This window comes from Meridianimarinicoccus zhengii, from assembly GCF_003254465.1.
GTDB lineage: Bacteria > Pseudomonadota > Alphaproteobacteria > Rhodobacterales > Rhodobacteraceae > Meridianimarinicoccus > Meridianimarinicoccus zhengii.
The window spans coordinates 1-26,106 of the sequence record NZ_QDFI01000005.1; the positions used below are offsets into that span (position 1 = coordinate 1).

Sequence of the window (26,106 nt, forward strand, 5' to 3'; positions counted from 1 at the left end):
AGCGCCAGAAGCGCCGCAAGCGCCACGAGGCTGACCGCCACGAGCGCCGTCACCGGCTGCGCCAGCGCCCCGAGGACAAGCAGCCCGGCTGCGGCCAGCGCGCCATGGCGAAACCCGCGCCCCGGCCACGAGCGGCAGCTGGCCTCGGGCGGAAGCCGCACCTCGCTGCGCGCGCGCAGATCGCTCGGAAACAGCCGCGCCAGCGCCTCTCGGAACATGGGTTCGGTCACCAGCGCCATCATGACGGGGCCGAAGCGCTCTTCGAGATCGTCGCGCAGGGCGTGGAACCTGTCCGGGTTGACCGTGGCGATCACCGTGGCCGCCCCGATCCGCCGCCACGGCACCAGCCCGTGCGCAAGGCAGGCCGCCAGCCCCAGGTCGCGCGCCAGGAACCCGTCGGGCGGGTCGGCACCCAGGTCGATGCGCCGCGCGGACCACTGGCTTTCCAGCGCCGTCAGCAGGGCATGATCGTCGAGTCCCGCATCGGCGCGCAGCAGGTCGCCCAGCCGCACCTGCATGTCGCGCTGCCGCCGCACCGCGCGATCGACCTGTGCGCGGCTGACCGCCCCCTGCGCGGTAAGGATGTCGCCCAGCCGCGGCCGCACCCCCGCCGCCGGCGCGGCGAAAGCCGGATCGGTCCGCGCAGCGGCAAGCGACAGGGTCGGGCGGTCCATGCAGGGCGGGCTCCGGTCGGAAGACCCACGAAGCCTGCACGGGCGATGGTTAAGGGGAGTTTACCAAGACCGTCGAAATTCGCGGACCGTGCGCCAGGAACGACGGTGCCGCGTCTGCCGCACCGTCACCTGATCCTGCCCACCGGCGCGTCAGGCCATCGCGCCCACCGGCGCGTCAGGCTATCGCGCCCACCGGCGCGTCAGGCCATCGCGGCGCGGAACCGTTCGAAGAGGTAGAAACTGTCCTGCGGGCCGGGGCTGGCCTCTGGGTGGTGCTGCACGGAAAATACAGGCTTTCCAGTCACCTGTATGCCACAGTTCGAGCCGTCGAACAGCGACACGTGGCTTTCCTCCACACCACCCGGCAGGGACTGCCCGTCCACGGTGAACCCGTGGTTCATCGACGTGATCTCCACTTTCCCGGTCGCAAGCTCCTTGACCGGATGGTTCGCGCCATGATGACCGTGGTTCATCTTGACCGTCCGCCCCCCCAGCGCGAGCGCCAGCATCTGGTGGCCGAGGCAGATCCCGAATAGCGGAATGTCCCGCGCCAGCACACCCTGGATCATCGGCACCGCGTATTGGCCTGTCGCCGCCGGATCGCCCGGACCATTGGACAGGAAGACGCCCGCGGGGTCATGGGCCAGCACGTCCTCGGCGGTGGCGGTCGCGGGCAGGACCATCACGTCGCACCCGGCACTGGCGAGGCAGCGCAGGATGTTGCGCTTGGCACCGTAATCCACCGCCACGACCAGCGGCCCGTCACCGCTGCGCTGCCCGAAACCGTCGGGCCAGGCCCAGCGGGTCTCGTTCCAGCGATAGGATTGTGCGCAGGTCACGTCCCGCGCGAGATCCCGACCCACGAGCCCCTCGAACCCGCGGGCGGCGGCCACAAGGGCGGCCACGTCGAACTTGCCGTCCGGCGCGTGCTGCAATGCGACATGGGGGGCACCCTGTTGCCGGATCGCGCGGGTCAGCCGCCGCGTGTCGAGCCCGCCGATCCCGATGCGGCCGCGCCGGTTCAGCCATTCGCCAAGCCGTTCCTGCATGCGCCAGTTGGACGGCTCCGTCGGGTCCCATTTCACGACCATGCCCGCGGCGACCGGCTCCGCCGCCTCGTCATCGTCGGAATTGACGCCGACATTGCCGACATGGGGGAAGGTGAAGGTCACGATCTGTCCGGCATAGGACGGATCGGTCATGATCTCCTGATACCCGGTCATGGCGGTGTTGAAGACAAGTTCCGCCGTGGTGGTGCCCGCGGCACCGAAGCCGCGACCGTAGAACAGCGTCCCGTCGGCCAGGGCGAGGCAGGCGGTCGGAGCGGCGGTCGCGGGCATGGCATGGGTTCCTTCCGGGGGGACAAATCGTCGGTGTGGTAAGGTGCGGCGGCGGTCGGGTCAAGCGGGGCCGGGACGTCACGACACGGGAATGCGGGGGCCTTGCCTCGTGCCGTGTCACGTCCTAACACTGCCGGATGTATATCGCCCGGAGCCCGCGACCGATGCCGACCCTACGCGATCGCCTGACAGCCGCGCTGAAACGCGCCAAGCACGATGGCGACGATGACCGCGTGTGTATCCTGCGGCTGGTGGCCACGGCCATAAACGATCTTGAACTGGCCAAGCGCGGCTCGGCCGAAGTGGCCGAGAACCCCGTGACCGATGACGAGGTGCGCGCGATTCTCGAACGCATGATCCGGCAACGCCAGGACAGCGTGCGCGCCTACGAGGAATCGGGCCGCCTGGAACTGGCCGAACAGGAACGCGCCGAAGCCGATGTGATCGAGGCGTTCCTGCCGCGCCCCATGTCCGATGACGAGGCCGCCGCGGCGATCCGCGCGGCCATCGCCGACAGCCGGGCGGAATCGCTGCGCGATCTGGGCAAGGTCATGGGCCTGCTTGAGGCCCGCCATGGCGGGCGCATGGACATGACCAGCATCGGCCCCGAGGTCCGCGCGCGGCTGGGCGCCTGAACCCGGCCCGGACCCGACATCCCGACATCCCGGCGCCCGGATCCAATCCCCACGATGGTCGCCGTCCCTGCTTCGTGCGGCGGTCTTTTGCCCGGGTCGGGAACAGGCGCCAGCATTTCCCCGCCGCCGGCGTAGAAGCCTCTCGACGGACGTGCTCGCCCGGATCGCTGAGGGCGCCTTCGGACCGACCGGACTGCGTTCCGGCAGCAGCAGCCGTCAGGGCTGAACAGGGGGCACGGGCGCGGCACTGGCGGTCACGCGGGCCAGCACATCGCGCAGGGTGCCATGCAGCGCTGCGCGCTCGTCGGCGGACAGGAACGCGCCCAGTTCGACCTCGCGCCCCGCGCCCTTCAGGGTCAGGTAGCTCGAAACCGGCCCGCCGGTTTCGTGCAGGTGCACGCTGATCCAGTAGGGATTCGCGGCCCATGTCAGCGGCGCGCGGTTGCGCGCACTGCGGATGAGTTCCGCGCGGTCCGACCAGAGGCGCAGTTCCTCCAGTATCTCGCCGTCGCGGTAGTTCTTCTGGATCATCGCATAGAGCAGCCACAGCGCGCCGAGCACGAAGGGCGCCAGCCCCCACAGGATCGGCGTGCCCAGAACCGCCAGCAGCGGCAGCAGCAACAGCACGAAGGTCGCCCCAATGAACCAGACGAACCCGCGTTTGGGCATCGACCGGTGCGGCCACAGATGCAGGCAGGCCAGCGGCGGCTCGCCCCGCGCATGGCAAGAGGCCCCGGAAATCACCGGGGCCCCTGCGTCGCTATCCAGCCATTCGACGGGCATAGTCGGCGCTCAGTGCGCGTGGCCCTTGTCCCAGTCGCTCTGCTTCGGAAGCGTCTCGAACGTGTGCTCCGGCGGCGGCGAGGGCAGGGTCCATTCCAGCGTGTCGGCCCATTCGTTCCACGGGTTGTTCTGCGTGGCGTTCTTCGGCGCCAGCAGCGTGCGGAACAGGATGACGATGAAGAACACGAAGGATGCGAAGGCGATGAAGGCACCGATGGAGCTGACATAGTTCCAAAGCGCATAGGCTTCCGGGTAGTCGATATACCGGCGCGGCATGCCCTGGCGGCCAAGGAAGTGCTGCGGGAAGAAGGTCAGGTTCGCACCGATGAACATCGCCCAGAAATGCAGGTGTCCGGCCCATTCCGGGATCATCCGGCCCGCCATCTTCGGCAGGTAGAAATAGATCCCAGCGAAGATGCCGAAGACCGCGCCCAAGCTCATCACGTAATGGAAATGCGCCACCACGTAATAGGTGTCATGATACGCCCGGTCGATCGCCGCCTGGCTCAGCACGATGCCGGTGACGCCGCCCACGGTGAACAGGAACAGGAAGCCGAACGCCCAGAGCATCGGCGTCTTGAACTCGATCGACCCGCTCCACATCGTGGCAATCCAGCTGAACACCTTCACGCCCGTCGGAACGGCGATTACCATGGTCGCCAGCATGAAATAGCTCTGCTGCGACAGGCTCATGCCGACCGTGTACATGTGGTGCGCCCACACGACGAAGCCCAGCACGCCGATGGCGATCATGGCCCAGACCATCGGCAGGTAGCCGAAGATCGGCTTGCGCGAGAACGTGGCGATCACGTGGCTGATGATCCCGAAGGCGGGCAGGATGATGATGTAGACCTCCGGGTGCCCGAAGAACCACAGGATGTGCTGGTACAGGACCGGGTCACCCCCGCCCGACGGGTCGAAGAAGGTCGTGCCGAAATTCCGGTCCGTCAGCAGCATGGTGATCGCGCCCGCCAGAACCGGCAGCGCCAGCAGGATCAGCCACGCGGTCACGAAGATCGACCACGCGAACAGCGGCACCTTGAACAGCGTCATGCCCGGCGCGCGCATGTTCAGGAAGGTGGTGATCATGTTGATCGCGCCCAAGATCGACGACGCGCCTGACACGTGCACCGCGAAGATGGCGAGATCCATGGACATCCCGGCCTCGGATGTCGACAGCGGCGGATAGAGCACCCAGCCGACGCCCGACCCGGATTGCCCGTTGCCGCCCGGCGCCAGCATGGACGCGACACCCAGCCCCACGCCCGTCACGAACAGCCAGAAGGACAGGTTGTTGAGCCGCGGGAACGCCATGTCCGGCGCACCGATCTGCAGCGGCATGAAATAGTTGCCGAAACCGCCGAAGAGCGCCGGAATGACCACGAAGAACATCATCAGCACCCCGTGATAGGTGATCATGACGTTCCACAGATGCCCGTTGGGGGTGCAGGGATCGGCCATGAACCCTTCGGTGCACATGTACTGCACGCCGGGATGCATCAGTTCGAGCCGCATGTAGACGGTGAAGGCCACCGAGATGAAGCCGACGGCCCCGGCAGTGAACAGGTAGAGGATCCCGATGTCCTTGTGGTTGGTGGACATGAACCAGCGGGTGAACCAGCCGCGCTGGTCCCCGTCTTCGTGGCTGTGAATGGCGGTGTCGGCCATACGTGCCTCCCATCTTGTTGCGCGCGGACGGACTGCGCCCGCTCTCTGGCTCGTGAATACGGTGCCGGGCGGCCAAGGGCAATTGATCCCGCGCCATTTGATCTGGGTCATTTTGGCACTCGGCCCGGGCGCCGGGCGCCGCGGTCCGGCCCGCCGGGGGGCGGGCAGGGCGAACGCCCCTTGTTTTCCTGCATTCTTGAATATGTTCAGGCGCGCTGCCGCGGGTCAGGGTACCGCTGCGCCGCGGCACGCCCGACCCTTGCGGCCAGTTGTCGCGCGCGCCGCGGATCGCGGGCGGAGGGTTCCCGAACCCCCAATAACAGACGCCCCGGCGCAGCGGCCGGGGCGTCCATCGTGCGATAGGCCGGTGCAGGGCTTTCCCCGCACCGGAATGTGCGTGGCTCAGGCGGCGGCGCGGCGGCGGCGCAGCAGGCCGAACGCGCTAAGCCCGGTGGCCAGCAGCGGCAGGGCGGCGGGCACGGGGATCGCCGGGGTGGTCACCTGCTCGCGGTCGCCGATTGTGAAATCGTCGAAGGCGAAGAAATCGCCTGCGCCGGTCGTCGTCTTGAACGCCACGCTCGAAATCAGCGGATCGCCATTGCCGACGATGTAGCCGAAATAGAAGACCGACCCGCCGGTGCTGCCGCCGCTGCCCTCGGTCGTGGGCACCTCGACCGTGTCCGTGGTCGCGTCGTCGAAGGTCAGTTCCAGCGACAGCTGGCCGCCGAAGTCGCCGATGTCGATGCCGTTGAAGCCGAAGGCCGCGATGGCCGTGCCGAAGGCTGCGGTGAAGTTGTTCGCGCCGCCTGCCGCGACCTCGAAGAAGTTGCTGCCCGAGGTGGCGTAGCGGCCGACACCGTTAGTCGTCCCGGGTGTGACCGAGCTGATGCTCCCGCCGCCGCCCGAAAGCGTTGCGGACAGCGCGCCGGCCGACCCGACGAAGGACAGGTTCAACGGTGTGCCCGTGCCGCTGGAGATGCTTTCGAAATCTTCAGTCGAGGTGCCGGTCAGGAAGGACAGGAAGTCGGCCTCGGCCGCGTCGGCATTGGGCGTCGCGGCAATCGGGGTGGATTCCGAGTTGTTGACGTCTTCGCCGAAGAAGGTGGTCGATGCGGCCTGTGCAGCGGCCGCCGACGCGATCAGGGCGGCAAGGGCGAGGGAGACAAACTTGGTCATGACATTTCCATTCAAATTTTACACTCGTCACGCGAGCGGGATGGGGCTTGCATGGACTGAGTAGCCACCGGATGCGCCCCGCGGCAATCAAAGTGTAAAGAGAAGGTTAATGAAAAGCCGCATAGCGGCGGGCGGCGACCCTCCACCGCGCCCAGTCGCGGGCGATCAGCCTGGCGCGACCGTAGCGTCGCCGGGGCGCGGGGCGAAACGTGCGTCGAAACACTGCCGCAGTGCCACGTCGAGATCGGTCATCGTCACCGGCAGCCCGAGATCGACAAGGCTGGTGACCCCGTGACCGCGGATGCCGCAGGGCACGATTCCGTCGAAATGCGACAGGTCCGGATCGACATTGATCGCCACCCCGTGAAAACTGACCCACTTGCGCAGCCGCAACCCGATGGCGGCGATCTTGTCTTCGCGCGGACGACCGTCGGGCAGGGTGGGTTTCTCGGGGCGCGTCACCCAGACCCCGACGCGGTCGTCGCGCGTCTCGCCCGTCACGTTGAACGTGGCCAGCGCGTCGATCACCCATCCCTCCACCTCGCTCACGAAGGCGCGCACGTCACGGCCCCGCGCGGCGATGTCGAGCATGACATAGGCGATGCGCTGCCCCGGCCCGTGATAGGTATACTGGCCCCCGCGTCCCGCCGGGTAGACGGGAAAACGGTCGGGATCGATCAGGTCGGCCGGGTCCGCACTGGTGCCCGCGGTATAGAGCGGCGGGTGTTCCAGCAGCCAGACCGCTTCGGGCGCGGTGCCCGCACGGATCGCCGCGACCCGGTCCTCCATCCTCGCCAGCGCGTCGGGATATGCCACCGGCGCATCCGAAACGATCCACTCAACCATTCACCGTGTCCCCGCGTCCCCGGCTGTCCGGCCCGCGCCGGGCGGCCGCGACTCCTGCAGGTCTCCTACAGGATTCCGACAGGATTCCGACAGGTCGAAAAAGTGCGAAAAAGCGCTTCACAAGCCCGGGGGACTCGGCTAGACCCCGCGCACTGTCAGACAAGTGCGGTCGTGGCGGAATTGGTAGACGCGCAGCGTTGAGGTCGCTGTGGGGTAACTCCCGTGGAAGTTCGAGTCTTCTCGACCGCACCAGACAGCCTGGAAGTTCGCGAAAGATCAGTGCCTTGCGTTTCGATCGCGGCACGCAGGGGCAGTGGCCCCACGTTACCCGCGCCATCAAGCGCGGACACTTCGCACGGGGGGTACCGGTTCAGCCCGCGGATGCAGATCTCAAACCCCCGGCACCTTGCCGATGCCAGCCGGTCAACCCTTTGTCCTGCTGCGATATTCCCGGATCAGCCCGGAAATCCCAGAACCTTGCGCACGTAATTCTGCGTCTCGCGGTAGGGCGGCACGCCGCCATGTTGCTGGACCGCGCCCGGCCCCGCGTTATACGCCGCGAGCGCCAGTTGCCACGATCCGAACGCGTCGTACTGCATCCGCAGATACCGCGCCCCACCTTCGAGATTCGCACGCGGATCGTAGGGATCTACGCCCAGGAGCCGCGCCGTCCCCGGCATCAGCTGCGCCAGTCCGATCGCGCCCTTGTGCGAAATCGCCATGGGGTTCCAGTTGCTTTCCGCCTGCACCAGCCGCACGAAAAGAGCCTGCGGAATCCGGTGCTTGCGCGCCATTTCCTGCGCCATGGGCAGGTAGATGCCGCGGTATTCCGCCGTGCCCGCGCGGGGGAGGGCGAGCCCCGTGAAATCCGTCTGCGGGACAAGACGCTGCGAATATTCGTACTGGTCCGCAGCCCGCCGGTCGAGCACGTCGACCTGCCGCGAAAAGATGGCCGAACGCGCCTTGCTGGATACGGTTGCAGTATCGGCGGCGGCACAGGTGCCCGCGACTGCAAGCACGGCGGCAAGAAGGTATCGCGTCATGCCCGGCCCTTGAACGGATTTCGTTTCATCGTGCATAGCCGATCGGGGGGCGCAGTGCCAGTGGGTCCGGCCGCATCCTCTTTCGTGCGGTGTGGGGCTGTGCTTAAACGGTGCCATGACGCGGAATCGTGAAAGGAACGGCAATGGCAGGGTCCGTCAACAAGGTCATCCTGGTGGGCAATCTGGGCCGCGACCCCGAGGTGCGCACCTTTCAGAACGGCGGCAAGGTCGTGAACCTGCGCATCGCCACATCGGAGCGCTGGCGCGACAAGGCCAGCGGCGAGAACCGCGAGAAGACCGAGTGGCACAGCGTGGCGATCTTCTCGGAACCGCTTGCGCGGGTGGCCGAGCAATACCTGCGCAAGGGGTCGAAGGTCTATCTCGAAGGGCAGCTTGAAACCCGCAAGTGGCAGGACCAGTCCGGCCAGGACCGCTATTCGACAGAGGTTGTGCTGCGCCCCTACAAGGGCGAACTGACCATGCTCGACGGGCGGGGGGACAGCGGTGGCGGCGGGTTCGTGTCGGATCAGTCGGGCGGCGGCTATGACGACCGTGGCGGCTATGATGACCGCGGCGGCATGGGCGGAGGCGGCGGAGGGCGCGCGCCCGCACCGTCCAGTTCGATCGACGACGACGAAATTCCGTTCTGAGGCCATAGCGCCGCCGGGACGGCGGGGCCGAAGACACTGTTGATGAAAGGCCGGCACGGGCGCGCGACATGCGGCGCCCGTGTTTTTGTTGCGTGATCCGTCAGCCTTGGGCAACGCGAACATGCCGTGACAGAAAGCCGGGCGCCGATGGCGGATCGGCGCCCGCGACAGGCATCCAAACGATCAGCGCTGCATGGCCGGGGCAGGGCTTTGCGCCTGCGGTCGGCTTGCCCCGCTGGCGGGGCTGACCGCGCAGTCTTGCCCATGACCGGTCGGGGTGACGACCAAATCACATGCGAACGCCGCTGTTTTCAGCGCCACAGCGCCCGGCTGGTGCCAGTCGGACACAATATTGTTGCTTTGCCCGCGAAACGCTGACAAATTGTAAACGTTATGGCGGCGGCTCATCCGTGTGAAGCTGTGCGGCGGGCTGCGGTCATGTCCAACAGAGGAGACGCAAACATGAAGACGCTCATTCGCGCGGCGGCGCTGGCCGCCTGTGGCGGTACCGTGGCGCTGGCCGACACATGGGACATGCCGACACCCTATGGCGACGCGACCTTCCACACCCAGAACATCGTGCAATTCGCACAGGACATCGCGGAGGCGACGGATGGCGGGCTGGACATCATCGTGCATTCGGCCGGGTCGCTCTTTCCCCATGCCGAGATCAAGAACACCGTGCGGTCGGGGCAGGTACCCATCGGAGAGTTCTTCCTGTCGCGGCTGGTGAACGAAGACGCGGCATACGGTCTGGACAGCCAGCCGTTCCTGGCGACCAGCTATGACGACGCGGCGCGGCTGTGGGCGGCCCAGGAACCTGTCATCACCGAGCTGTTGGCGGAGCAGGGGCTCATGCCGCTCTTTTCCGTCGCGTGGCCCGCGCAGGGGCTTTACACAAACGGCGAGATCGCGACCGTGGCCGACCTGTCGGGCCTGCGCTTTCGCGCCTACAACGCCGCGCTGGAGGAGTTCGCGGCCCTGGCAGGCGCCGCGCCCGTTCAGGTGGAAGCACCGGACATCCCGCAGGCTTTCGCCACGGGGCAGGTGGAGGCGATGATCACCTCGCCCTCCACCGGTGCGAATTCGACCGCCTGGGATTTCGTGACCCATTACGCGCCGATCAACGCGTGGGTGCCGAAGAATATCGTGGTGGTCAACGAACGCGCGTTCCGGCGCCTGCCGTCCGACGTGCAGGACGCCGTATTGGCAGCCGCCGAAGCGGCCGAGACGCGCGGCTGGGAGATGTCGAAGGCCGAAACCGATGCGCAGACGGCCGTTCTCGCTGAAAATGGCATGGTCATCTACGAGCCGAGCGCGGAATTGACTGCGGGCCTGCAGGAGATCGGCGCGCAGATGCTGGAAAACTGGCGTGCAGGCGCGTCGGAACCGGCGCTGGCGATCCTTCAAGCCTATCAGCAGTGAACCGGGCATGCCACGGGCGGTCCATTGCCGTCCGTGGCGCAGGCCCCCGAGGGCCACGGACACGCCGCAAGCACATGGTGACGCGATGCGCCGATTTCTCGACAGACTATATCTTTCAGCAGGATGGACCTCGGCCTTCATCATTCTCGGGATGGCCGCCCTGATCAGCGCGCAGGTCCTGCTGAACTTCGCGACGCGGGTGTTCGGTCTGCCGCTACCGTCCACGATCCCGTCCTATGCCGATTTCTCGGGTTTCATGCTCGCGGCGGCGACCTTTCTGGCCATGCCCTATACGTTGCGGTCCGGTGGCCATATCCGCGTGTCGCTCGTGACCGCGCGGCTGCCGGTGCGCGTGCAATTCTGGCTGGAACTGGTCGTGCTTGCCCTGAGCGCGGCCTTTGTCGGGTATGCCTGCTGGTACTGTTCCGCACTCGTGCTCGAGAGCCGCCATTTCAACGACGTGTCGAACGGGATCATCCCGATTCCGCTCTGGATCCCGCAATCGGTGATGTCGCTGGGCATGATCCTACTTTGGGTCTCGCTTATCGACAGTCTGGTGCAGACCTTTGACCGCGGTGCCCCGGTCATCCAGCATGCCGAGGAGGTCTGAATGTCCGATCCGCTTGTCGGCGTCGTCCTTCTCGGCGTGCTTTTCGCGCTGCTCGCGTCCGGTGTCTGGATCGCGCTGGCACTGGCAGGGGTGGCCGCTGTCGCGCTGGTGTTCTTCTCCAACGCACCGCTCGGCCTCGTGCTTGCCACCACGTTCTGGGGGCATAGTCATTCGTGGTCCCTGGCGGCGCTTCCGCTCTTCATCCTGATGGGGGAAATCCTGCTGCGATCCCGGTTGAGCCGGGACATGTTCACCGGGCTTGCGCCCTGGCTGGGCGGTCTGCCGGGGCGGCTGCTGCACGTCAACATCCTCGGTTGCGCGATCTTCGCGGCGGTGTCGGGATCATCCGCCGCGACGGCCGCGACGATCGGCAAGATGTCGATCCCGGAACTGAAATCGCGCGGCTATCCGGAAAGCCTGATCCTCGGCACGCTTGCGGGGTCGGCCACGCTGGGCCTGCTGATCCCGCCGTCGATCATCCTGATCGTCTATGGCGTGGCGACCGAGCAATCCATCGCGCGGCTGTTCGTGGCGGGGCTCCTGCCGGGTGCCATGCTGGTGACACTGTTTGCCGCCTATGTCGCGGCGCGGGCCTGGTTGGACCCCGACCTGATCCCGAGAGCGGACATCCGCATGTCGTTCCGTCAACGGGTGTGGGCGTCGCGCGGGCTGGTGCCCGTGGCGCTGCTGATCGTCGGGGTCATCGGTGCGATCTATACCGGCATCGCGTCGCCCACGGACGCTGCCGCGCTTGGCGTGCTGCTGTCGATCCTGCTTGCGGTGCTGTCCGGCAGCTTCTCGCTGTCCGATTTCCTCGACGCGCTTCTGTCGGCGGCCCGCACATCCTGCATGATCGCCTTCATCCTGTTGGGGGCTGCGTTCCTGGCGGTGGCGATGGGGTTCACGGGCCTGCCGCGCAACCTTGCGTCCTGGATCGCCGAGATGGGGCTGTCGCCTTACGTCCTGCTGGTCGTGCTGACCTTGTTCTTCATCGTGCTGGGGCTGTTCCTTGACGGCATTTCCGTCGTGGTCCTGACGACATCCATCATCATGCCGATGGTGCTGGCGGTGGGCATCGACCCGATCTGGTTCGGCATCTATCTCGTGCTCGTGGTCGAGATGAGCCAGATCACGCCTCCGGTGGGGTTCAACCTGTTCGTGATCCAGGGTTTGACCGGAATAGACATCCTGCGCATCGCGCGGGCGGCGCTGCCGTTCTTTTTCCTGCTGTTGCTGGCGGTGCTGCTGATCACGGTCTTTCCGGGCATCGTGACCTATCTGCCGTCGGTCATGAGCCGGTAACAGACCGTCACAGCGACGACGCGGCCCGGCTGGCCTGGTCGTACTGTCCGGACAAAGCCCGGAGGCTGGCCCCCAGTTCGCGCAACTCGTCGCCCGAGATGTCCATCCGCGACAGACCTTCGAGAAGACATCCGCGCCGGATTTCACGATAGACGTCGCATAGCGCAGCGCCGCTGGGCGAGGTGCTGTAAAAGGCTTCCTTGCCACGCTTCTCGGACGTGATGAGACCGGCCTTGCCGAGCTTGCGCAAGGCATAGTTCACGGTGTGCGTGTCTTCGATGTTGAGCAGAAAGCATATGTCGCTCAAACGCTTGGCGCGTTGCCGGTGGTTGACGTTGTGCAGAACGAGGATTTCGAGCGGGGTCATTTCCGCGTGACCGGCGGCGGACATGCACTTGACCATCCACCGCGAAAACGCATTGAAGGCGATGATCAGTCCGAACTCGAACTCGGAGGTTTCCCATCCTTCGCCTTCGGCTAGGTGCCTTGACGAAACGATACGGCGGCTGCGACTGTTTTCCATGACAATACGTTAGTGAAACACCGGGGAATTGTCGAGATATGCAGCGCGGCGTGGCAATGCGCCGTGGAAGTCGATTAAGGTGGTGTAAGCGGAGTTATGGTAAAACTATGCTTCAGCTGGGTGCAGGAAGATCGTATGAATCGCGTATGACTTCCGTATGACTCCGATACACACTCGGAGGGCATTGGCCCGCCATGTGTCCCTGAGCTAGGTCCACCCCATGGACGCCTTCGCCGACCTGTTCCGCGCGCTCGACCAGACGACCCGCACCGCGGCGAAGGTGGCGGCGCTGGCGGCGTATTTCCGTGCGGCGCCGGAACCCGACCGGCTGTGGACCATCGCGCTTTTGTCCGGGCGCAGGCCCAGGCGGCTCATCGGCACCGGGCAATTGCGGGACTGGGCTGCGGCGCGGGCGGATGTGCCGCTGTGGCTTCTGGAGGACTCCTATGCGGTCGCTGGCGATCTGGCCGAGACCATCGCGCTGATCCTGCCGCCCGGCGACGGGCGCGCCACGCCGCCGCTTGCCAGCGTGCTGGAAGATCTCAGCACGCTCGCCGGTGCCGACGAGGACACACGGCGAAACGCGGTTCTGCGCTACTGGGACAGCTTGCCCGACACGTCGCGGCTGGTGTTCAACAAGCTCATCACCGGCGGGTTCCGCATGGGTGTGTCGCGCAAGCTGATGACCCGCGCGCTGGCGCAGGCCACGGGGATCGACGAGCCGGAACTTGCGCACCGGCTGATGGGCGACTGGGACCCGCGGCGCATGACGTTTCGGCGGCTGGTGCTGGACCCGGACCCGGGCGAAGCAGATGCGCGGCCGTACCCGTTCTGCCTTGCCTACCAGATCGAAGATGCGCCGGACACGCTTGGTGATCCGGCCGACTGGCTGGCGGAAGACAAGTGGGACGGCATCCGGGGTCAACTTATCCGGCGCGGCGGTGGCTGGCACCTTTGGTCGCGGGGCGAGGAACTTTTGACCGACCGCTTCCCGGAACTGGGCGCGAGCCTTGACATGCTGCCGGATGGCTGCGTGCTGGACGGCGAGATCCTTGGCTGGCGGGACGGGCGGCCCCTGCCCTTTGCCGATCTGCAAACGCGTATCGGGCGGAAGAACGTGCCGAAATCGCTGCTGGCGAAGGCGCCCGTGGCGCTTTTGGCCTATGACCTTCTGGAATGGGGCGGGTGCGACATGCGCGCGCGCCCGCTGGCGGAGCGCCGTGCGCGGCTGACGGAACTGCTGGCCCCCCTGCCCGACGACGTGCCGCTGCGCCTGTCGCCCGCGGTGCCTTTCGATGACTGGGGCGCGCTGGCTGGCTATCGCCGGGACGCGCGCGCCCGTGGGTCCGAAGGACTGATGCTGAAGCGGCTGTCTTCGGCCTACCGCGACGGGCGGCGCAAGGGCGACTGGTGGAAATGGAAGCTCGACCCGATGACGGTGGATGCCGTGATGATCTATGCGCAGGCGGGCCACGGGCGGAGGGCGAACCTGTTCACCGACTATACATTCGCGGTCTGGGACGGCGAAACGCTTGTCCCCTTCACCAAGGCCTATTCCGGGCTGACCGATGCGGAATTCCGCGAGATCACGACCTGGGTGCGCAAGCACACGCTGGAACGCTTCGGGCCCGTGCGGCGCGTGCCGCCCGAACTGGTGTTCGAGATCGCCTTCGAAGGGATACAGGACAGCCGTCGCCACAAGTCGGGCATCGCGCTGCGGTTCCCCCGCATGGTGCGTTGGCGGCGCGATAAACCGGCATCGGAGGCAAACCGGCTGTCTGACCTGCGCGCGCTTCTGGATGCGCGGGGCTGAGCCGGGTTGCGGTTCGGACCGCGCGCGCCCTATGTCTGTGGCAACCAACGAAAGAGGCTTCCATGCGCGACCTACCCCTGCCCGTCCTCGATGCCGCCGCCACGGGGGCCGAGCGCCGCTTCGGCGATCTGCCCGAATGGGACCTGACCGACCTGTATACGGCCCCGGACTGCCCCGAGATCGACCGCGACCTGACGTGGCTTGAGGGTGAATGCGAGGCGTTTGCAGGAGATTACGAGGGCAAGCTCGACCAGCTTGACGCGGCGGGCCTGCTGCGCGCGGTGCAGCGGGACGAGAAGATCGGGCAGATCGCCGGGCGCATCATGTCCTATGCGGGCTTGCGCTATTACCAGAACACGGTGGACCCGGAACGGGCCAAGTTCATGGCAGACATGCAGGACCGGATCACGGATATGACTTCGGTTCTGGTATTCTATGGGCTGGAATTGAACCGGCTGCCGGACGATCATCTGGCCACGCGGCTTGCCGACAACGCTGATCTGGCGCGCTACAAGCCGGTCTTCGACCGTCTGCGGGCGATGAAGCCGCACCAGCTGTCGGACGAGCTGGAGAAATTCCTGCACGATCAGTCGGCGGTGGGGGCCGCCGCGTGGAACCGGCTGTTCGACGAGACCATCGCGGGGCTGGAATTCACCGTCGGCGACGAGGTGCTGAACCTTGAAGGGACGCTCAACCTGTTCAGCGAACAGGACCGCACCAAGCGCGAGGCGGCGGCGCGGGAGTTGTCGCGGGTGCTGGGCCAGAACCTGCGGACCTTCGCACGGGTGCACAACACGCTGGCCAAGGACAAGGAGATCGAGGACCGCTGGCGCAAGATGCCGAGCCCGCAGCACGGGCGGCACCTGGCGAACCATGTGGAGCCGGAGGTCGTGCAGGCGCTGCGCGACGCGGTGGTCGCGGCCTACCCGAAGCTGTCGCACCGGTATTACGAACTGAAGCGCAAATGGCTGGGGCTTGACGTGCTGGAGGTCTGGGACCGCAACGCGCCCCTGCCCATGGAAACCGACAAGATCGTCGGCTGGGACGAGGCGCGCAGCACGGTGATGGACGCCTATGCGGCATTCGATCCGAAGATGGCGGAGCTTGCCCAGCCCTTCTTCGAGCGAGGCTGGATCGACGCGGGCGTGAAGCCGGGCAAGGCGCCGGGCGCCTTCGCGCATCCGACGGTCACGAACGTGCACCCCTACGTCATGCTGAACTACATGGGCAAGCCGCGGGACGTGATGACGCTGGCGCATGAGCTGGGGCACGGCGTCCACCAGGTGCTGGCGGCGGACCAGGGGGAATTGCTGTCGTCGACGCCCCTGACGCTGGCCGAAACGGCGAGCGTATTCGGCGAAATGCTGACCTTCCGCACGCTGCTGGACCGTGCCGGGACGGACGCAGAGCGCAAGGTACTGCTTGCGGGCAAGGTCGAGGACATGATCAACACGGTCGTGCGGCAGATCGCGTTCTATGATTTCGAATGCAAGCTGCACGCGGCGCGGGCCGAGGGCGAGTTGACCCCCGACGATATCGGCGCGCTGTGGATGAGCGTGCAGGCCGAAAGCCTCGGCCCGGCGTTCCGGTTCATGGAGGGGTATGAAACCTTCTGGGCCTATGTCCCGCACTTCGTGCATTCGCCCTTTTACGTCTATGCCTATGCGTTCGGCGACGGGCTGGTGAACGCGCTCTATGCCGCCTACGAGGACGCGCCCGACGGTTTTCAGACGAAGTATTTCGACATGCTCCGCGCGGGCGGGTCGAAGCATCACCGCGACCTGCTGGCACCCTTCGGGCTGGACGCGGCGGATCCGGCGTTCTGGGACAAGGGGCTTTCGATGATCTCGGGTCTGATCGACGAGCTGGAAGCGATGGAGGCGTGACGCGCGGCGGGGTTGCGGAAATCGCGGGCCAAAGCGGGTTTTGCCGCTTGACGCCCGGCGGCGGTTTGCGTAACTCCGCCCGCACTGGCGGAGTAGCTCAGTTGGTTAGAGCAGCGGAATCATAATCCGCGTGTCGGGGGTTCAAGTCCCTCCTCCGCTACCAAGCAACCCCATGATGTAGATTGATGATTTTTCGCCCCTCGAGCCGGGGCGCGCATGTGGCGACGTTCAGGGCTACGCGGGGGCTACAGGGACGCGCTGACCTGCCATTGACCTTTCATCCTACGCGCTGAGGCGGGCGATTGCGGTGGTCGGGGTCAGGCAATCCAAAGCCGAACGCGGGCGTTGGGCGGTATGATCGGCGGCCCAGACCGCGCGACGCGCTCAGTGCGTTCGGACCCTTTACATGGCAGCCAGTGCCCGCTGGTGCGAGGAAGCCTGACGGGACTGATCCAGTGGCGCGCGGCATCTCCGTTCCGCCGACCCGCCCAACCGCGCAAGGCGGGGTGGCGGGCGAAGTCGTCAGGATGCATGGCGCGGCCGACCCCGGGCGGGCGCGTGCCCGCCGGGGTCCGCGGATCACTCCGCCGCCACGCGGCGGGATTTCAGCATGGGTTTGAGGTAGCGGCCCGTATGGCTCGCCTCCACCTCGGACACCTCCTCCGGCGTGCCGGTGGCGACGACCGTGCCGCCGCCATCGCCGCCCTCGGGACCGATGTCGATGATCCAGTCGGCGGTCTTTATCACGTCGAGATTGTGTTCGATCACGATCACCGTGTTGCCCGCATCCACCAGCTCGTGCAGCACTTCGAGCAGCTTCTTCACGTCCTCGAAATGCAGGCCCGTGGTCGGTTCATCGAGGATGTACAATGTCCGCCCCGTGGCGCGCTTGGACAGTTCCTTCGACAGCTTGACGCGCTGCGCCTCGCCGCCCGACAGGGTCGTGGCCTGCTGGCCGACCTTGATGTAGCCCAGCCCCACGCGCATCAGCGCGTCCATCTTCTCGCGGATCGACGGGACCGCCTGGAAGAAGCCCTGCGCCTCCTCCACCGTCATGTCGAGCACCTCGGCGATGGACTTGCCCTTGAACGTGACCTCAAGGGTTTCGCGGTTGTAGCGCGCGCCCTTGCAGGTTTCGCATTCGACATAGACGTCGGGCAGGAAGTTCATTTCGATCTTCAGCACGCCGTCGCCCTGGCAGGCCTCGCAGCGCCCGCCCTTGACGTTGAAGCTGAACCGGCCGGGCTTGTAGCCGCGTGCCTTCGCCTCGGGCAGCCCGGCGAACCAGTCGCGGATGGGCGTGAAGGCGCCCGTATAGGTCGCGGGGTTGGAGCGCGGCGTGCGCCCGATGGGGCGCTGGTCGATGTCGATGACCTTGTCGAGATGCTCCAGCCCCTTGATCGTCTCGCAGGGCGCCGGGGTCTGGCGCGCCCCGTTCAGCCGCATGGAGGCGGATTTGAACAGCGTTTCGATGGTCAGGGTGGACTTGCCGCCGCCCGACACGCCGGTGACGCAGACGAACTTGCCCAGCGGGAAATCCACCGTGACGTTCTTGAGATTGTTGCCTGTCGCGCCCTTCACGGTCAGCGCCTTGCCCTTGCCTTTCCCCTTGCGGCGTTCGGTCGGCACGGCGATCTCGCGCGTGCCGGTCAGGTATTGTCCGGTGATCGACAGCGGGTTCGCCGCGACCTCGGCCGGGGTGCCGTGGGCCACGACCTGACCGCCATGCACGCCCGCGCCGGGGCCGATGTCGAAGACGTAATCGGCCTCGCGGATCGCTTCCTCGTCATGCTCCACGACGATCACGGTGTTGCCCTGGTCGCGCAGGTTCTTGAGCGTGGTCAGAAGCCGGTCGTTGTCGCGCTGGTGCAGGCCGATGGACGGCTCGTCCAGCACATACAGCACGCCGGTCAGCCCCGACCCGATCTGCGAGGCCAGCCGGATGCGCTGAGACTCGCCGCCCGACAGCGTTCCCGCGTTCCGCGACAGGGTCAGGTATTCGAGGCCGACATTGTTCAGGAAGCCCAGCCGTTCGCGGATCTCCTTGAGGATCGCGCGGGCGATCTCGTTCTTCTGGGCGGACAGCGATGCCGGGACCGTGTCGCACCAGTCATAGGCCTGCTTGATCGACATTTCGACCACCTGGCCGACATGCAGTCGGCTGTCCGGCCCGCCTGTGGCGGGACCGATCTTCACCGCCAGCGCCTCGGGCCGCAGGCGGTAGCCGTCGCAGGTCCCGCAGGGGCGATTGTTCTGATACCGCTCGAACTCCTCGCGGACCCAGGCGCTGTCGGTTTCGCGGTAGCGGCGTTCCATGTTGGGGATCACGCCTTCGAAGACGCGGTTGATCTGGTAGACGCGCCCGCCTTCGTCATAGCGGAAGGTGATTTCCTCGTCGCCCGACCCGTGCAGGAAGACCTGTTGCACATGGGCGGGCAGCTTGCCCCACGGCGTGCGCTTGTCGAATTCGTAATGCTTGGCGATGGCGTCGATGGTTTGCAGAAAATACGGCGACTTGCCCTTGCGCCACGGCGCCAGCGCGCCGTTGGCCAGGGTCAGCGCGGCATCGGGCACGACGAGCTTTTCGTCGAAGAACAGCTCCACCCCCAGCCCGCCGCAATCGGGGCAGGCGCCGAAGGGCGCGTTGAACGAAAACAGCCGCGGTTCGATTTCGGTGATGGTAAAGCCCGACACCGGGCAGGCGAAGTTTTCCGAAAACGTGATGCGCTCCGGCTCCCCTTCCTTCGGGGCCGTTTCCAGGATCGCGATGCCGTCGGCCAGATCCAGCGCGGTGCGGAAACTGTCGGCAAGCCGCGTCTCCAGCCCCTCGCGCACGACGATCCGGTCCACTACCACGTCGATATCGTGGCGGAACTTCTTGTCGAGCGTGGGCGGATCGTCGAGATCGTGGAAATTGCCGTCCACCTTCACGCGCTGGAAGCCCTGCTTGCGCAGCTCCAGCATCTCCTTGCGGTACTCGCCCTTGCGGTCGCGGATGATGGGCGCAAGCAGGTAGCCGCGGGTGCCTTCCTCCAGCGCCATGACACGGTCCACCATGTCCTGCACCTGCTGCGCCTCGATCGGCTGGCCGGTGGCGGGGGAATAGGGCGTGCCCGCGCGCGCGAACAGCAGCCGCATGTAGTCATAGATTTCCGTCACCGTGCCGACGGTGGAGCGCGGGTTCTTGCTCGTGGTCTTCTGTTCGATGCTGATCGCCGGGGACAGGCCGCTGATATGGTCCACATCCGGCTTCTGCATCATGTCGAGAAACTGGCGCGCATAGGCCGACAGCGATTCGACATATCGGCGCTGCCCTTCGGCATAGATCGTGTCGAAGGCGAGGCTGGATTTGCCCGACCCCGACAGGCCGGTGATGACAACCAGTTGATCGCGCGGGATATCCACGTCGATGCTTTTCAGGTTGTGCTCGCGCGCGCCGCGCACTTCGATGAACTTCAACTCGGCCATGGGCGACTCCCGTTGGGTCAGGCGCAAAGGTAGCGGCGGGCGCGGCGCTCTCCAACCGAAAATTGCGAACGAAAAGTGAACGTTTGCGCCGCCGCCGCGAATTCGAGCGGAAAGCTGCTGTCAGGTCCGATCCCGCCAGCGGTTGACGATGGGATAGCGGCGATCGAGCCAGAAGGACCGTTTCGACAGGCGCGCACCCGGCGCCGCCTGATAGCGTTTGTATTCACTGATGTAGACCAGATGCTCGATCTTCTCGACCGTCGCGCGGTCGATGCCGGTCGCCGCGACCTCGGCCACCGACGCGTCCTCGTCCACCAGCATCGTCAGGATCCGGTCGAGCACCGGATAGGGCGGCAGGCTGTCCTCGTCCTTCTGGTCCTCGCGCAACTCGGCGGTGGGCGGCTTGGTGATGATCTGCGGCGGGATCACCGCCCCCGCCGGCGCCTGCATCCAGTCGCGGTGGTTCGCGTTGCGCCAGCGGCAGATGTCGAACACCCGCGTCTTGTACAGGTCCTTGATCGGGTTGTAGCCGCCCGCCATGTCGCCGTAGATCGTCGAATAGCCCACCGCGACCTCGGACTTGTTGCCGGTGGTCAGCAGCATTTCCCCGAACTTGTTGGACAGCGCCATCAGCAGCACCCCGCGCAGGCGGGACTGCATGTTTTCCTCGGTCAGGTCTGGCGCCAGCCCGTCGAAAAGCGGTGCGAGCGTGTCGGTCACCGCCTCAACCGGCCCGGTGATCGGCAGCGTGTCGAGCTTCGTTCCCAGCGCCCGCGCCACCCCCGCCGCGTCATCGAGCGAGGCTTGCGAGGTATAGCGCGAGGGCAGCATCACGCAGCGCACGTTGTCCGGCCCCAGCGCATCGGCGGCGATGGCCGCGACGATGGCGCTGTCGATGCCGCCCGACAGGCCCAGCACGACCTTGGAAAACCCGCTCTTGCGCAGGTAATCGGACAGGCCGAGGCACATCGCGTGGTAGTCCTGCTCGAGCGAGCCCGGCCGCGGCGACACCGCGCCGTCCGCGATCCGCCAGCCGTCCTCGCCGCGCGTCAGGTCCACGTGGCGGGTCTCGGCCACGAAATCCGGCATCTGGAAAGCCAGCTTGCCGCCGGGGTTCAGCCCGAAGCTGCCGCCATCGAAGACCTGGTCATCCTGCCCGCCCACCATGTTGAGATAGATCAGCGGCAGCCCCGTCTCGACCACGCGGGCGACCATGTGGCCCAGCCGCTCGTCGTGCTTGTCGCGGTGATAGGGGGAGCCATTGGGCACTAGCAGCACCTCGGCCCCCGATTCCGCCTGCGCCTCGGCCACGTCGGGCGACCACGCGTCCTCGCAGACCGGCATGCCGATGCGCAGCGGGCCGATCCGCACGGGGCCGTGAATCTCTCCGGGCGTGTAGAAGCGCACCTCGTCGAACACGTCCGTGTTGGGCAGCTTGTGCTTGAGCACACGCGCCACGACCTTGCCGCCCGCGCAGACATGGTAGCCGTTATACAGCCGGTTCCCGTTGAGGAACGGCCCGCCGATGGCCAGCGCAGGCCCGTCGGCGCAGTCGGCGGCCAGACGGTCGATGGCGGCCATGGCGTCGGCCACGAAGGCGCGCTTCCGCACGAGGTCCTGTATCTGGTAGCCGGTGATGAACATCTCGGTCAGGGCCACCAGCCCCGCGCCCGCGTCGCGCCCCGCCGCCCATGCGGCGCGGGCCTGTTCGGCGTTCGCCCGAATGTCGCCCACCACCGGGTTGAGCTGCGCCAGCGTGATGCGGAACGTGTCGGCCATGGCGGATCTCCTTCACCGGCGTCATAGGGCGCCGACGCGCCGGAGGAAAGACGCGATCCTCCGTGCGGCCCCAGCCCCGGCGCGCGTGCTGTCCTGTTGCCCGGATGTGCGCGATCCTCTAGCACGGGATCAAGACGGGGCAGACGAAGGACAAGGCAGCCATGGCAGGACACGGGCGCAAGCGGCGGGTGACGGCGGTGGCGGCGGTCGTGCTGATGGCGGCCCTGGCCGTGGGCGCGCAGGATGGCGGCGGGGGCAACGGCGGGGGCGGCACGGTCACCCAGCAATACGCCAATGGCGGGCTGTTCGAGGGCACGATGCGCGACGGCAAGCCCCATGGCGAGGGTCGGTACACCCTGCCTGGCGGCTATGTCTACGAAGGCGAATGGGTCGAAGGGGAACGCACGGGCCAGGGGCGCGCGACCTTCGTGGACGGGGCGACCTACGAGGGCGGCTTCCTGCGCGGCGAGCCGCATGGTCGGGGGCAGATCTCGCTGCTGGACGGGTCGGTTATCATCGGCGACTGGGTCGAGGGCGCACTGACCGGCACGGCGACGGCGACCTATGCGGACGGCTCGGTCTACCAAGGGCAGTTCGCGGACAACCAGCGCCACGGCACCGGCACATGGACCCGGCCCGATGGCTACGTCTATGAGGGCGGCTGGCAGGCCGGGCTGCGCCACGGCGAGGCCGAGATCACCTATCCGGACGGGTCGCGCTATGTCGGGGAGATGCGGGGCGACCGGCGCAACGGCACCGGGCAACTGACGGTCCCCGACGGGTTCGCCTATGACGGGGCGTGGCTTGACGACCAGATGTCGGGCTTCGGGCGCGTGTCCTATGTCAACGGCGATGTCTATGAAGGCGTGCTGGTCCAGGGTCAACGGCAGGGCAACGGCAAGATGACCTATGCCAACAGCGACGTCTTCGAAGGTGCGTTCGAGAACGATCAACGCAATGGCGTAGGGACATTCCGCGGCACGGACGGGTACCTTTTTGTCGGCGATTGGGTGGACGGCCAGCACCACGGCGAAGGCCGGCTCGTCTATCCCGACGGGTCGATCTACGAAGGTACCTTCGCCGAAAACCTGCCCCATGGTGAAGGACGCATCACCTACCCGTCCGGTGACAGCTACACCGGTGAATGGGTCGCGGGCGTCATTGACGGACAAGGCATCAGCCGCCGCGCGAACGGTCTCGTCTACGAAGGCGGCTTCGCGGGCGGGCGCCAGCACGGGCAGGGCGTACTGACGGCGCCCGACGGCTATCGCTATGAAGGCGGGTGGGATACCGGCCTGCGCAGCGGCACGGGGCGCGCGGTCTATGGCGACGGCACAACGTATGAGGGTGGCTTTCGCAACGACCTGTTCCACGGCACGGGCACGATGACGACACCGGACGGGATGACCTATGTCGGCGACTGGCTGGACGGCGAGATTACCGGGACGGGCCGCGCGACCTATGCCACCGGCGATGTCTATGAAGGCGGCTTCGTGGCCGGGCGGCGCGAAGGCATCGGCACCCTGACCTATTCCGGCGGCGAGGTGCTGTCCGGCGAATGGCGCAATGGCGTGCTTGTGGAACCCGCCGCGACGGGCGGGACGGCCGGCCCCGGGGATGGCGACACGACGGACGCACCGGCGGCGGCCGATCTTCCCGACACCCCCGCCGCCCCCGATGCGCAACCGGAGGCGCCCGATGCTCCCGCCGCACAGCCGGAGGGCACCGATGCCCCCGGCGCGGACGATGCGCCCGAGGCCGCCACCGAGACCGGGTCGGAGACACAAGCCGACCCCGAGTGAGGGCCGCGCGGGATGCCGCGCCGCACCCGAGACTGCCCATGAAAGGGACCCACATGCACGACCCTGCCCCGCCCCCGCTGCGCGCCGTGGTCTTCGATGCCTACGGCACGCTGTTCGATGTGACCGCCGCCGCGCGTCGCGCGAGCACGGAACCGGGGGGCGAAGGACTGGCGGAAATCTGGCCCCGGCTGGCCGAGGACTGGCGGCGCAAGCAGCTTGAATATACGTGGCTGCGCGCGGCATCCGGCGACCATGCCGATTTCCAGCGCGTGACCGAGGACGCGCTGGACTGGGCGCTGGAGGCGGCGGAGCTTGCGGACGACCCGGACCTGCGCACGCGGCTTCTTGACCTCTACCGCGATCTCGACTGTTTCCCCGAGGTGGCAGGCGTTCTGCGCGACCTGCGCGGGCGCGGGCTGCGGCTGGCGATCCTGTCCAATGGCACCGAGGAGATGCTTGCCCGCGCGACGCAAACCGCCAGCATCGCCGGGATGTTCGACGCCGTGCTGTCGGTGGATGCGGCCGGGGTCTTCAAGCCGTCGCCGCGGGTCTACGACCTTGTGGAGCAGCGGCTTGGCGTCGCCCGCGACGCGGTGCTGTTCGTGTCGGCCAACGGGTGGGACGTGGGCTGCGCGGCGGGCTATGGCTTCGCCACCTACTGGGTCAACCGTGCCGGCACACCCGTGGACCGGCTGACCGCCCGGCCCGACCACCAGTATCCCGACCTGACCGCCCTGCCCCCGCTGATCGACGCGCGCCCCCGCCCGGCCGACCCGCCGCGGCGGTTCACCGCCAGTGACGGGCTGTCGCTTGCCTACCGCGACGAGGGGACGGGGCCGCCACTCTTGTGCCTGTGCGGCCTGACGCGCAACATGGCCGATTTCGATTACGTGGCGCGCGATTTCGCGGGGCGCGCACGGATCATCCGGCTTGATACCCGCGGTCGCGGCGCGTCGGATTACGACCGGGATTTCAACAACTACAGCATCGCGCGCGAGGCGCATGACGCGATCGACCTGCTCGATCATCTCGGGCTCGACCGGGCCGCCATCCTCGGCACTTCGCGCGGGGGGCTGATCGCCATGGCGCTTGCGGCCAGCCACCGCGACCGGCTGGCGGGCGTGTGTCTCAACGATATCGGCCCGGAGATCGACCCCGGCGGACTTGGCAAGATCATGGGGTATCTCGGGCAGCCGCCCGGCCTTGCGACGCTGGAGGATGGCGCGCGGGCGATGGCGGCAACCCAGGCCGCGCAGTTCCCCGACGTGCCGCTCGACCGCTGGCGGGTACATGCCGCGCGCATCTGGCTGGAGACCCCGACGGGGCTCGCACTGCGCTATGACCGGCGCCTGCGCGATGCGGTGATCGCGCAAAGTGCGACCGGCGGGGTGCCGGACCTGTGGCCACTGTTCGACCTGCTGGCCGGGCTGCCGCTCGCCCTGATCCGAGGTGCGAACAGCGATCTGCTGAGCGCCGAAACCGCTGCCGCGATGCGCGCTCGCCGCCCGGACATGATCGCGGCGGATGTGCCCGGCCGCGGCCATGTCCCCTTCCTCGACGAACCCGAGGCGCAGGCGGTCATCGCGGCGTTCCTCGACCGGCTGGCATGACCGGCGACGACACCGCGCCGGACGAGACCCGGATCATGGCGGCGGCGGCGCGGCTGGCGGGGCATGTCCGGGAAACCCCGCTCCTGCGCGATCCCGCGCTCGATGCCATTGCGGGCCGACCGGTCTGGGTAAAGGCCGAATGTCTGCAGCACACCGGATCGTTCAAGTATCGCGGTGCCAAGGCGGCGGTCACGGCGCTCTGCGCAGCGGGGTCCGTTGCCGGGGTGGTCGCCTGCTCCTCGGGCAATCATGGGCAGGGCGTGGCCCGTGCCGCGCGGGAGGCCGGGATCGCCGCGGTCATCGTGCTGCCCGACGACGCGCCCGATCCCAAGGTCGCCGCGATCCGCGCCAACGGGGCCGAGATCGTTACCCATGACCGCCATGGCGCGGACCGCCACGCGATTGCCGCGGCAATCTGCGCGGCGCGCGGCTTCGCCTTCATTCCGCCCTTCGACCATCCCGATGTGATCGCCGGGCAGGCGGGCGTCGGGCTGGAGATCGCCGCACAGGTCCGGGCGACCGGCGTCACGCAGGCCGATGTGCTTGTGTGTTGCGGTGGCGGGGGGCTCGCCGCGGGGATCGCGCTTGCGCTGGAACCCCGCGCGCCGGGCTTGCGCGTGTGCACCGTCGAACCGGAAGGGTACGACGACACGGCGCGCGCCCTTGCCGGGGCGCCGGGTCCGAACCCGCCGGGCGCGCGGTCCGTCTGCGATGCGATCCTGACACCGGCACCGGGTCGGCTGACCCTGCCCGTGCTTGCACGGCTGGCCGGGCCCGGACGGACGGTGACGGATGACGCGGCCCTGCGCGCCATGACGCTTGCTTTTGCCCACCTGCGGATCGTCCTGGAACCGGGCGGCGCCGTCGCGCTGGCCGCGGCGCTGGACTGGACGGACGCGGCGGACACCCCGGTGATCGCGGTTGCGACGGGGGGCAACGTGGACCCGGCACTGTTCGCCCGCGCCATCCGGGCCGGCACCTGATGCTGCGCTGCGGAAAGGTCACATCTTCCTGTATGCGCGGCCGCGGCGACGCTGGCGGATTGTAAAGCTCTGCCACGATACCTATACTGC

At 67.2% G+C, this 26,106-nt stretch carries 20 protein-coding genes, 2 tRNA genes and 1 pseudogene; 13 read left to right on the plus strand and 10 right to left on the minus strand.

Annotated features, from left to right (window positions below; translation table 11 throughout):
• Both DDE13_RS02420 and carA read right to left on the minus strand, forming a co-directional pair.
• Positions 1-674: GspE/PulE/PilB domain-containing protein (locus DDE13_RS02420; protein ID WP_449288502.1), on the minus strand; the 674-nt coding region annotated here is incomplete at its 3' end.
• 200 nt (positions 675-874) lie between these two features.
• Entirely contained in the window at positions 875-2,014 is a 1,140-nt protein-coding gene (carA, locus tag DDE13_RS02425; protein WP_111401164.1) for a glutamine-hydrolyzing carbamoyl-phosphate synthase small subunit, read from the minus strand.
• A 164-nt stretch (positions 2,015-2,178) separates the two neighbouring features.
• On the opposite strand from carA, the gene DDE13_RS02430 reads away from it, so the two are divergent.
• Positions 2,179-2,649 carry a GatB/YqeY domain-containing protein gene (locus DDE13_RS02430; protein ID WP_111401165.1) on the plus strand — a complete coding sequence of 157 codons (471 nt, stop codon included), beginning with the start codon at positions 2,179-2,181 and terminating at the stop codon, positions 2,647-2,649.
• A 216-nt stretch (positions 2,650-2,865) separates the two neighbouring features.
• Here the strand turns inward: DDE13_RS02430 and DDE13_RS02435 are convergent, their stop codons facing one another.
• The 4 genes from DDE13_RS02435 to lipB all read right to left on the minus strand — a co-directional run bounded on the left by DDE13_RS02435 (position 2,866) and on the right by lipB (position 7,122).
• A complete protein-coding gene (locus DDE13_RS02435) occupies positions 2,866-3,432 on the minus strand; it encodes a DUF2244 domain-containing protein (protein ID WP_111401166.1) in 567 nt (188 codons plus the stop codon).
• Between the two features lie 9 nt (positions 3,433-3,441).
• Positions 3,442-5,100, minus strand: coding sequence for a cytochrome c oxidase subunit I (gene ctaD, locus DDE13_RS02440; RefSeq protein WP_111401167.1), 1,659 nt, complete (start codon positions 5,098-5,100; stop codon positions 3,442-3,444).
• A 402-nt stretch (positions 5,101-5,502) separates the two neighbouring features.
• On the minus strand, positions 5,503-6,276 hold the full coding sequence (locus DDE13_RS02445) for a VPLPA-CTERM sorting domain-containing protein (protein ID WP_111401168.1): 774 nt from the start codon (positions 6,274-6,276) through the stop codon (positions 5,503-5,505).
• Positions 6,277-6,441: 165 nt separating this feature from the next.
• A complete protein-coding gene (gene lipB / locus DDE13_RS02450; RefSeq protein ID WP_111401169.1) occupies positions 6,442-7,122 on the minus strand; it encodes a lipoyl(octanoyl) transferase LipB in 681 nt (226 codons plus the stop codon).
• Between the two features lie 165 nt (positions 7,123-7,287).
• Here lipB and DDE13_RS02455 point away from each other — a divergent pair.
• Positions 7,288-7,374: transfer RNA gene (locus tag DDE13_RS02455), tRNA-Leu, on the plus strand.
• 203 nt (positions 7,375-7,577) lie between these two features.
• On the opposite strand, the gene DDE13_RS02460 is transcribed toward DDE13_RS02455, so the two are convergent.
• On the minus strand, positions 7,578-8,165 hold the full coding sequence (locus DDE13_RS02460; RefSeq protein WP_111401170.1) for a lytic transglycosylase domain-containing protein: 588 nt from the start codon (positions 8,163-8,165) through the stop codon (positions 7,578-7,580).
• A gap of 143 nt (positions 8,166-8,308) precedes the next feature.
• On the opposite strand from DDE13_RS02460, the gene ssb reads away from it, so the two are divergent.
• From ssb to DDE13_RS02480, 4 genes are all read left to right on the plus strand, one after another.
• Positions 8,309-8,815, plus strand: coding sequence for a single-stranded DNA-binding protein (ssb, locus tag DDE13_RS02465; RefSeq protein WP_111401171.1), 507 nt, complete (start codon positions 8,309-8,311; stop codon positions 8,813-8,815).
• Positions 8,816-9,277: 462 nt separating this feature from the next.
• Positions 9,278-10,240, plus strand: coding sequence for a TRAP transporter substrate-binding protein (locus DDE13_RS02470; protein WP_111401172.1), 963 nt, complete (start codon positions 9,278-9,280; stop codon positions 10,238-10,240).
• An 85-nt stretch (positions 10,241-10,325) separates the two neighbouring features.
• Positions 10,326-10,850 (plus strand): TRAP transporter small permease, encoded by a 525-nt coding sequence (locus DDE13_RS02475; protein ID WP_111401173.1) that lies wholly within the window; start codon positions 10,326-10,328, stop codon positions 10,848-10,850.
• Positions 10,851-12,152 carry a TRAP transporter large permease gene (locus DDE13_RS02480; RefSeq protein WP_111401174.1) on the plus strand — a complete coding sequence of 434 codons (1,302 nt, stop codon included), beginning with the start codon at positions 10,851-10,853 and terminating at the stop codon, positions 12,150-12,152.
• Between the two features lie 7 nt (positions 12,153-12,159).
• On the opposite strand, the gene DDE13_RS02485 is transcribed toward DDE13_RS02480, so the two are convergent.
• Positions 12,160-12,675, minus strand: coding sequence for a winged helix DNA-binding protein (locus tag DDE13_RS02485; protein WP_111401175.1), 516 nt, complete (start codon positions 12,673-12,675; stop codon positions 12,160-12,162).
• A gap of 220 nt (positions 12,676-12,895) precedes the next feature.
• Between DDE13_RS02485 and DDE13_RS02490 the strand changes: the two genes are divergently transcribed.
• The 3 genes from DDE13_RS02490 to DDE13_RS02500 all read left to right on the plus strand — a co-directional run bounded on the left by DDE13_RS02490 (position 12,896) and on the right by DDE13_RS02500 (position 16,537).
• Complete coding sequence (locus DDE13_RS02490) at positions 12,896-14,488, plus strand: ATP-dependent DNA ligase (protein WP_111401176.1); 1,593 nt, start codon at positions 12,896-12,898, stop codon at positions 14,486-14,488.
• A 62-nt stretch (positions 14,489-14,550) separates the two neighbouring features.
• The gene (locus DDE13_RS02495; RefSeq protein ID WP_111401177.1) at positions 14,551-16,374 is read left to right on the plus strand and encodes a M3 family oligoendopeptidase; all 1,824 of its coding nucleotides are present in this window, start codon (positions 14,551-14,553) and stop codon (positions 16,372-16,374) included.
• 86 nt (positions 16,375-16,460) lie between these two features.
• Positions 16,461-16,537 (plus strand) — tRNA-Met (locus tag DDE13_RS02500).
• A gap of 416 nt (positions 16,538-16,953) precedes the next feature.
• Here DDE13_RS02500 and uvrA read toward each other — a convergent pair.
• Positions 16,954-19,842, minus strand: a complete 2,889-nt coding sequence (uvrA, locus tag DDE13_RS02505) for an excinuclease ABC subunit UvrA (protein ID WP_111401178.1) — start codon at positions 19,840-19,842, stop codon at positions 16,954-16,956.
• A gap of 120 nt (positions 19,843-19,962) precedes the next feature.
• The gene (locus tag DDE13_RS02510; protein WP_111401179.1) at positions 19,963-21,621 is read right to left on the minus strand and encodes an NAD+ synthase; all 1,659 of its coding nucleotides are present in this window, start codon (positions 21,619-21,621) and stop codon (positions 19,963-19,965) included.
• Between the two features lie 161 nt (positions 21,622-21,782).
• Here DDE13_RS02510 and DDE13_RS02515 point away from each other — a divergent pair, with 161 nt between their 5' ends.
• The 4 genes and pseudogenes from DDE13_RS02515 to DDE13_RS02530 all read left to right on the plus strand — a co-directional run bounded on the left by DDE13_RS02515 (position 21,783) and on the right by DDE13_RS02530 (position 26,016).
• Positions 21,783-23,423: an MORN repeat-containing protein gene (locus DDE13_RS02515; protein WP_111401180.1), complete on the plus strand. Its 1,641-nt coding sequence runs from the start codon at positions 21,783-21,785 to the stop codon at positions 23,421-23,423.
• A 53-nt stretch (positions 23,424-23,476) separates the two neighbouring features.
• A pseudogene (locus DDE13_RS02520) lies at positions 23,477-24,094 on the plus strand (haloacid dehalogenase type II); the annotation flags it as partial.
• 75 nt (positions 24,095-24,169) lie between these two features.
• On the plus strand, positions 24,170-25,033 hold the full coding sequence (locus tag DDE13_RS02525; RefSeq protein WP_111401272.1) for an alpha/beta fold hydrolase: 864 nt from the start codon (positions 24,170-24,172) through the stop codon (positions 25,031-25,033).
• Complete coding sequence (locus DDE13_RS02530) at positions 25,030-26,016, plus strand: threonine ammonia-lyase (protein ID WP_111401181.1); 987 nt, start codon at positions 25,030-25,032, stop codon at positions 26,014-26,016. The genes DDE13_RS02525 and DDE13_RS02530 overlap by 4 nt, the downstream gene beginning before the upstream one ends.
• Positions 26,017-26,106 lie beyond the last annotated feature (90 nt).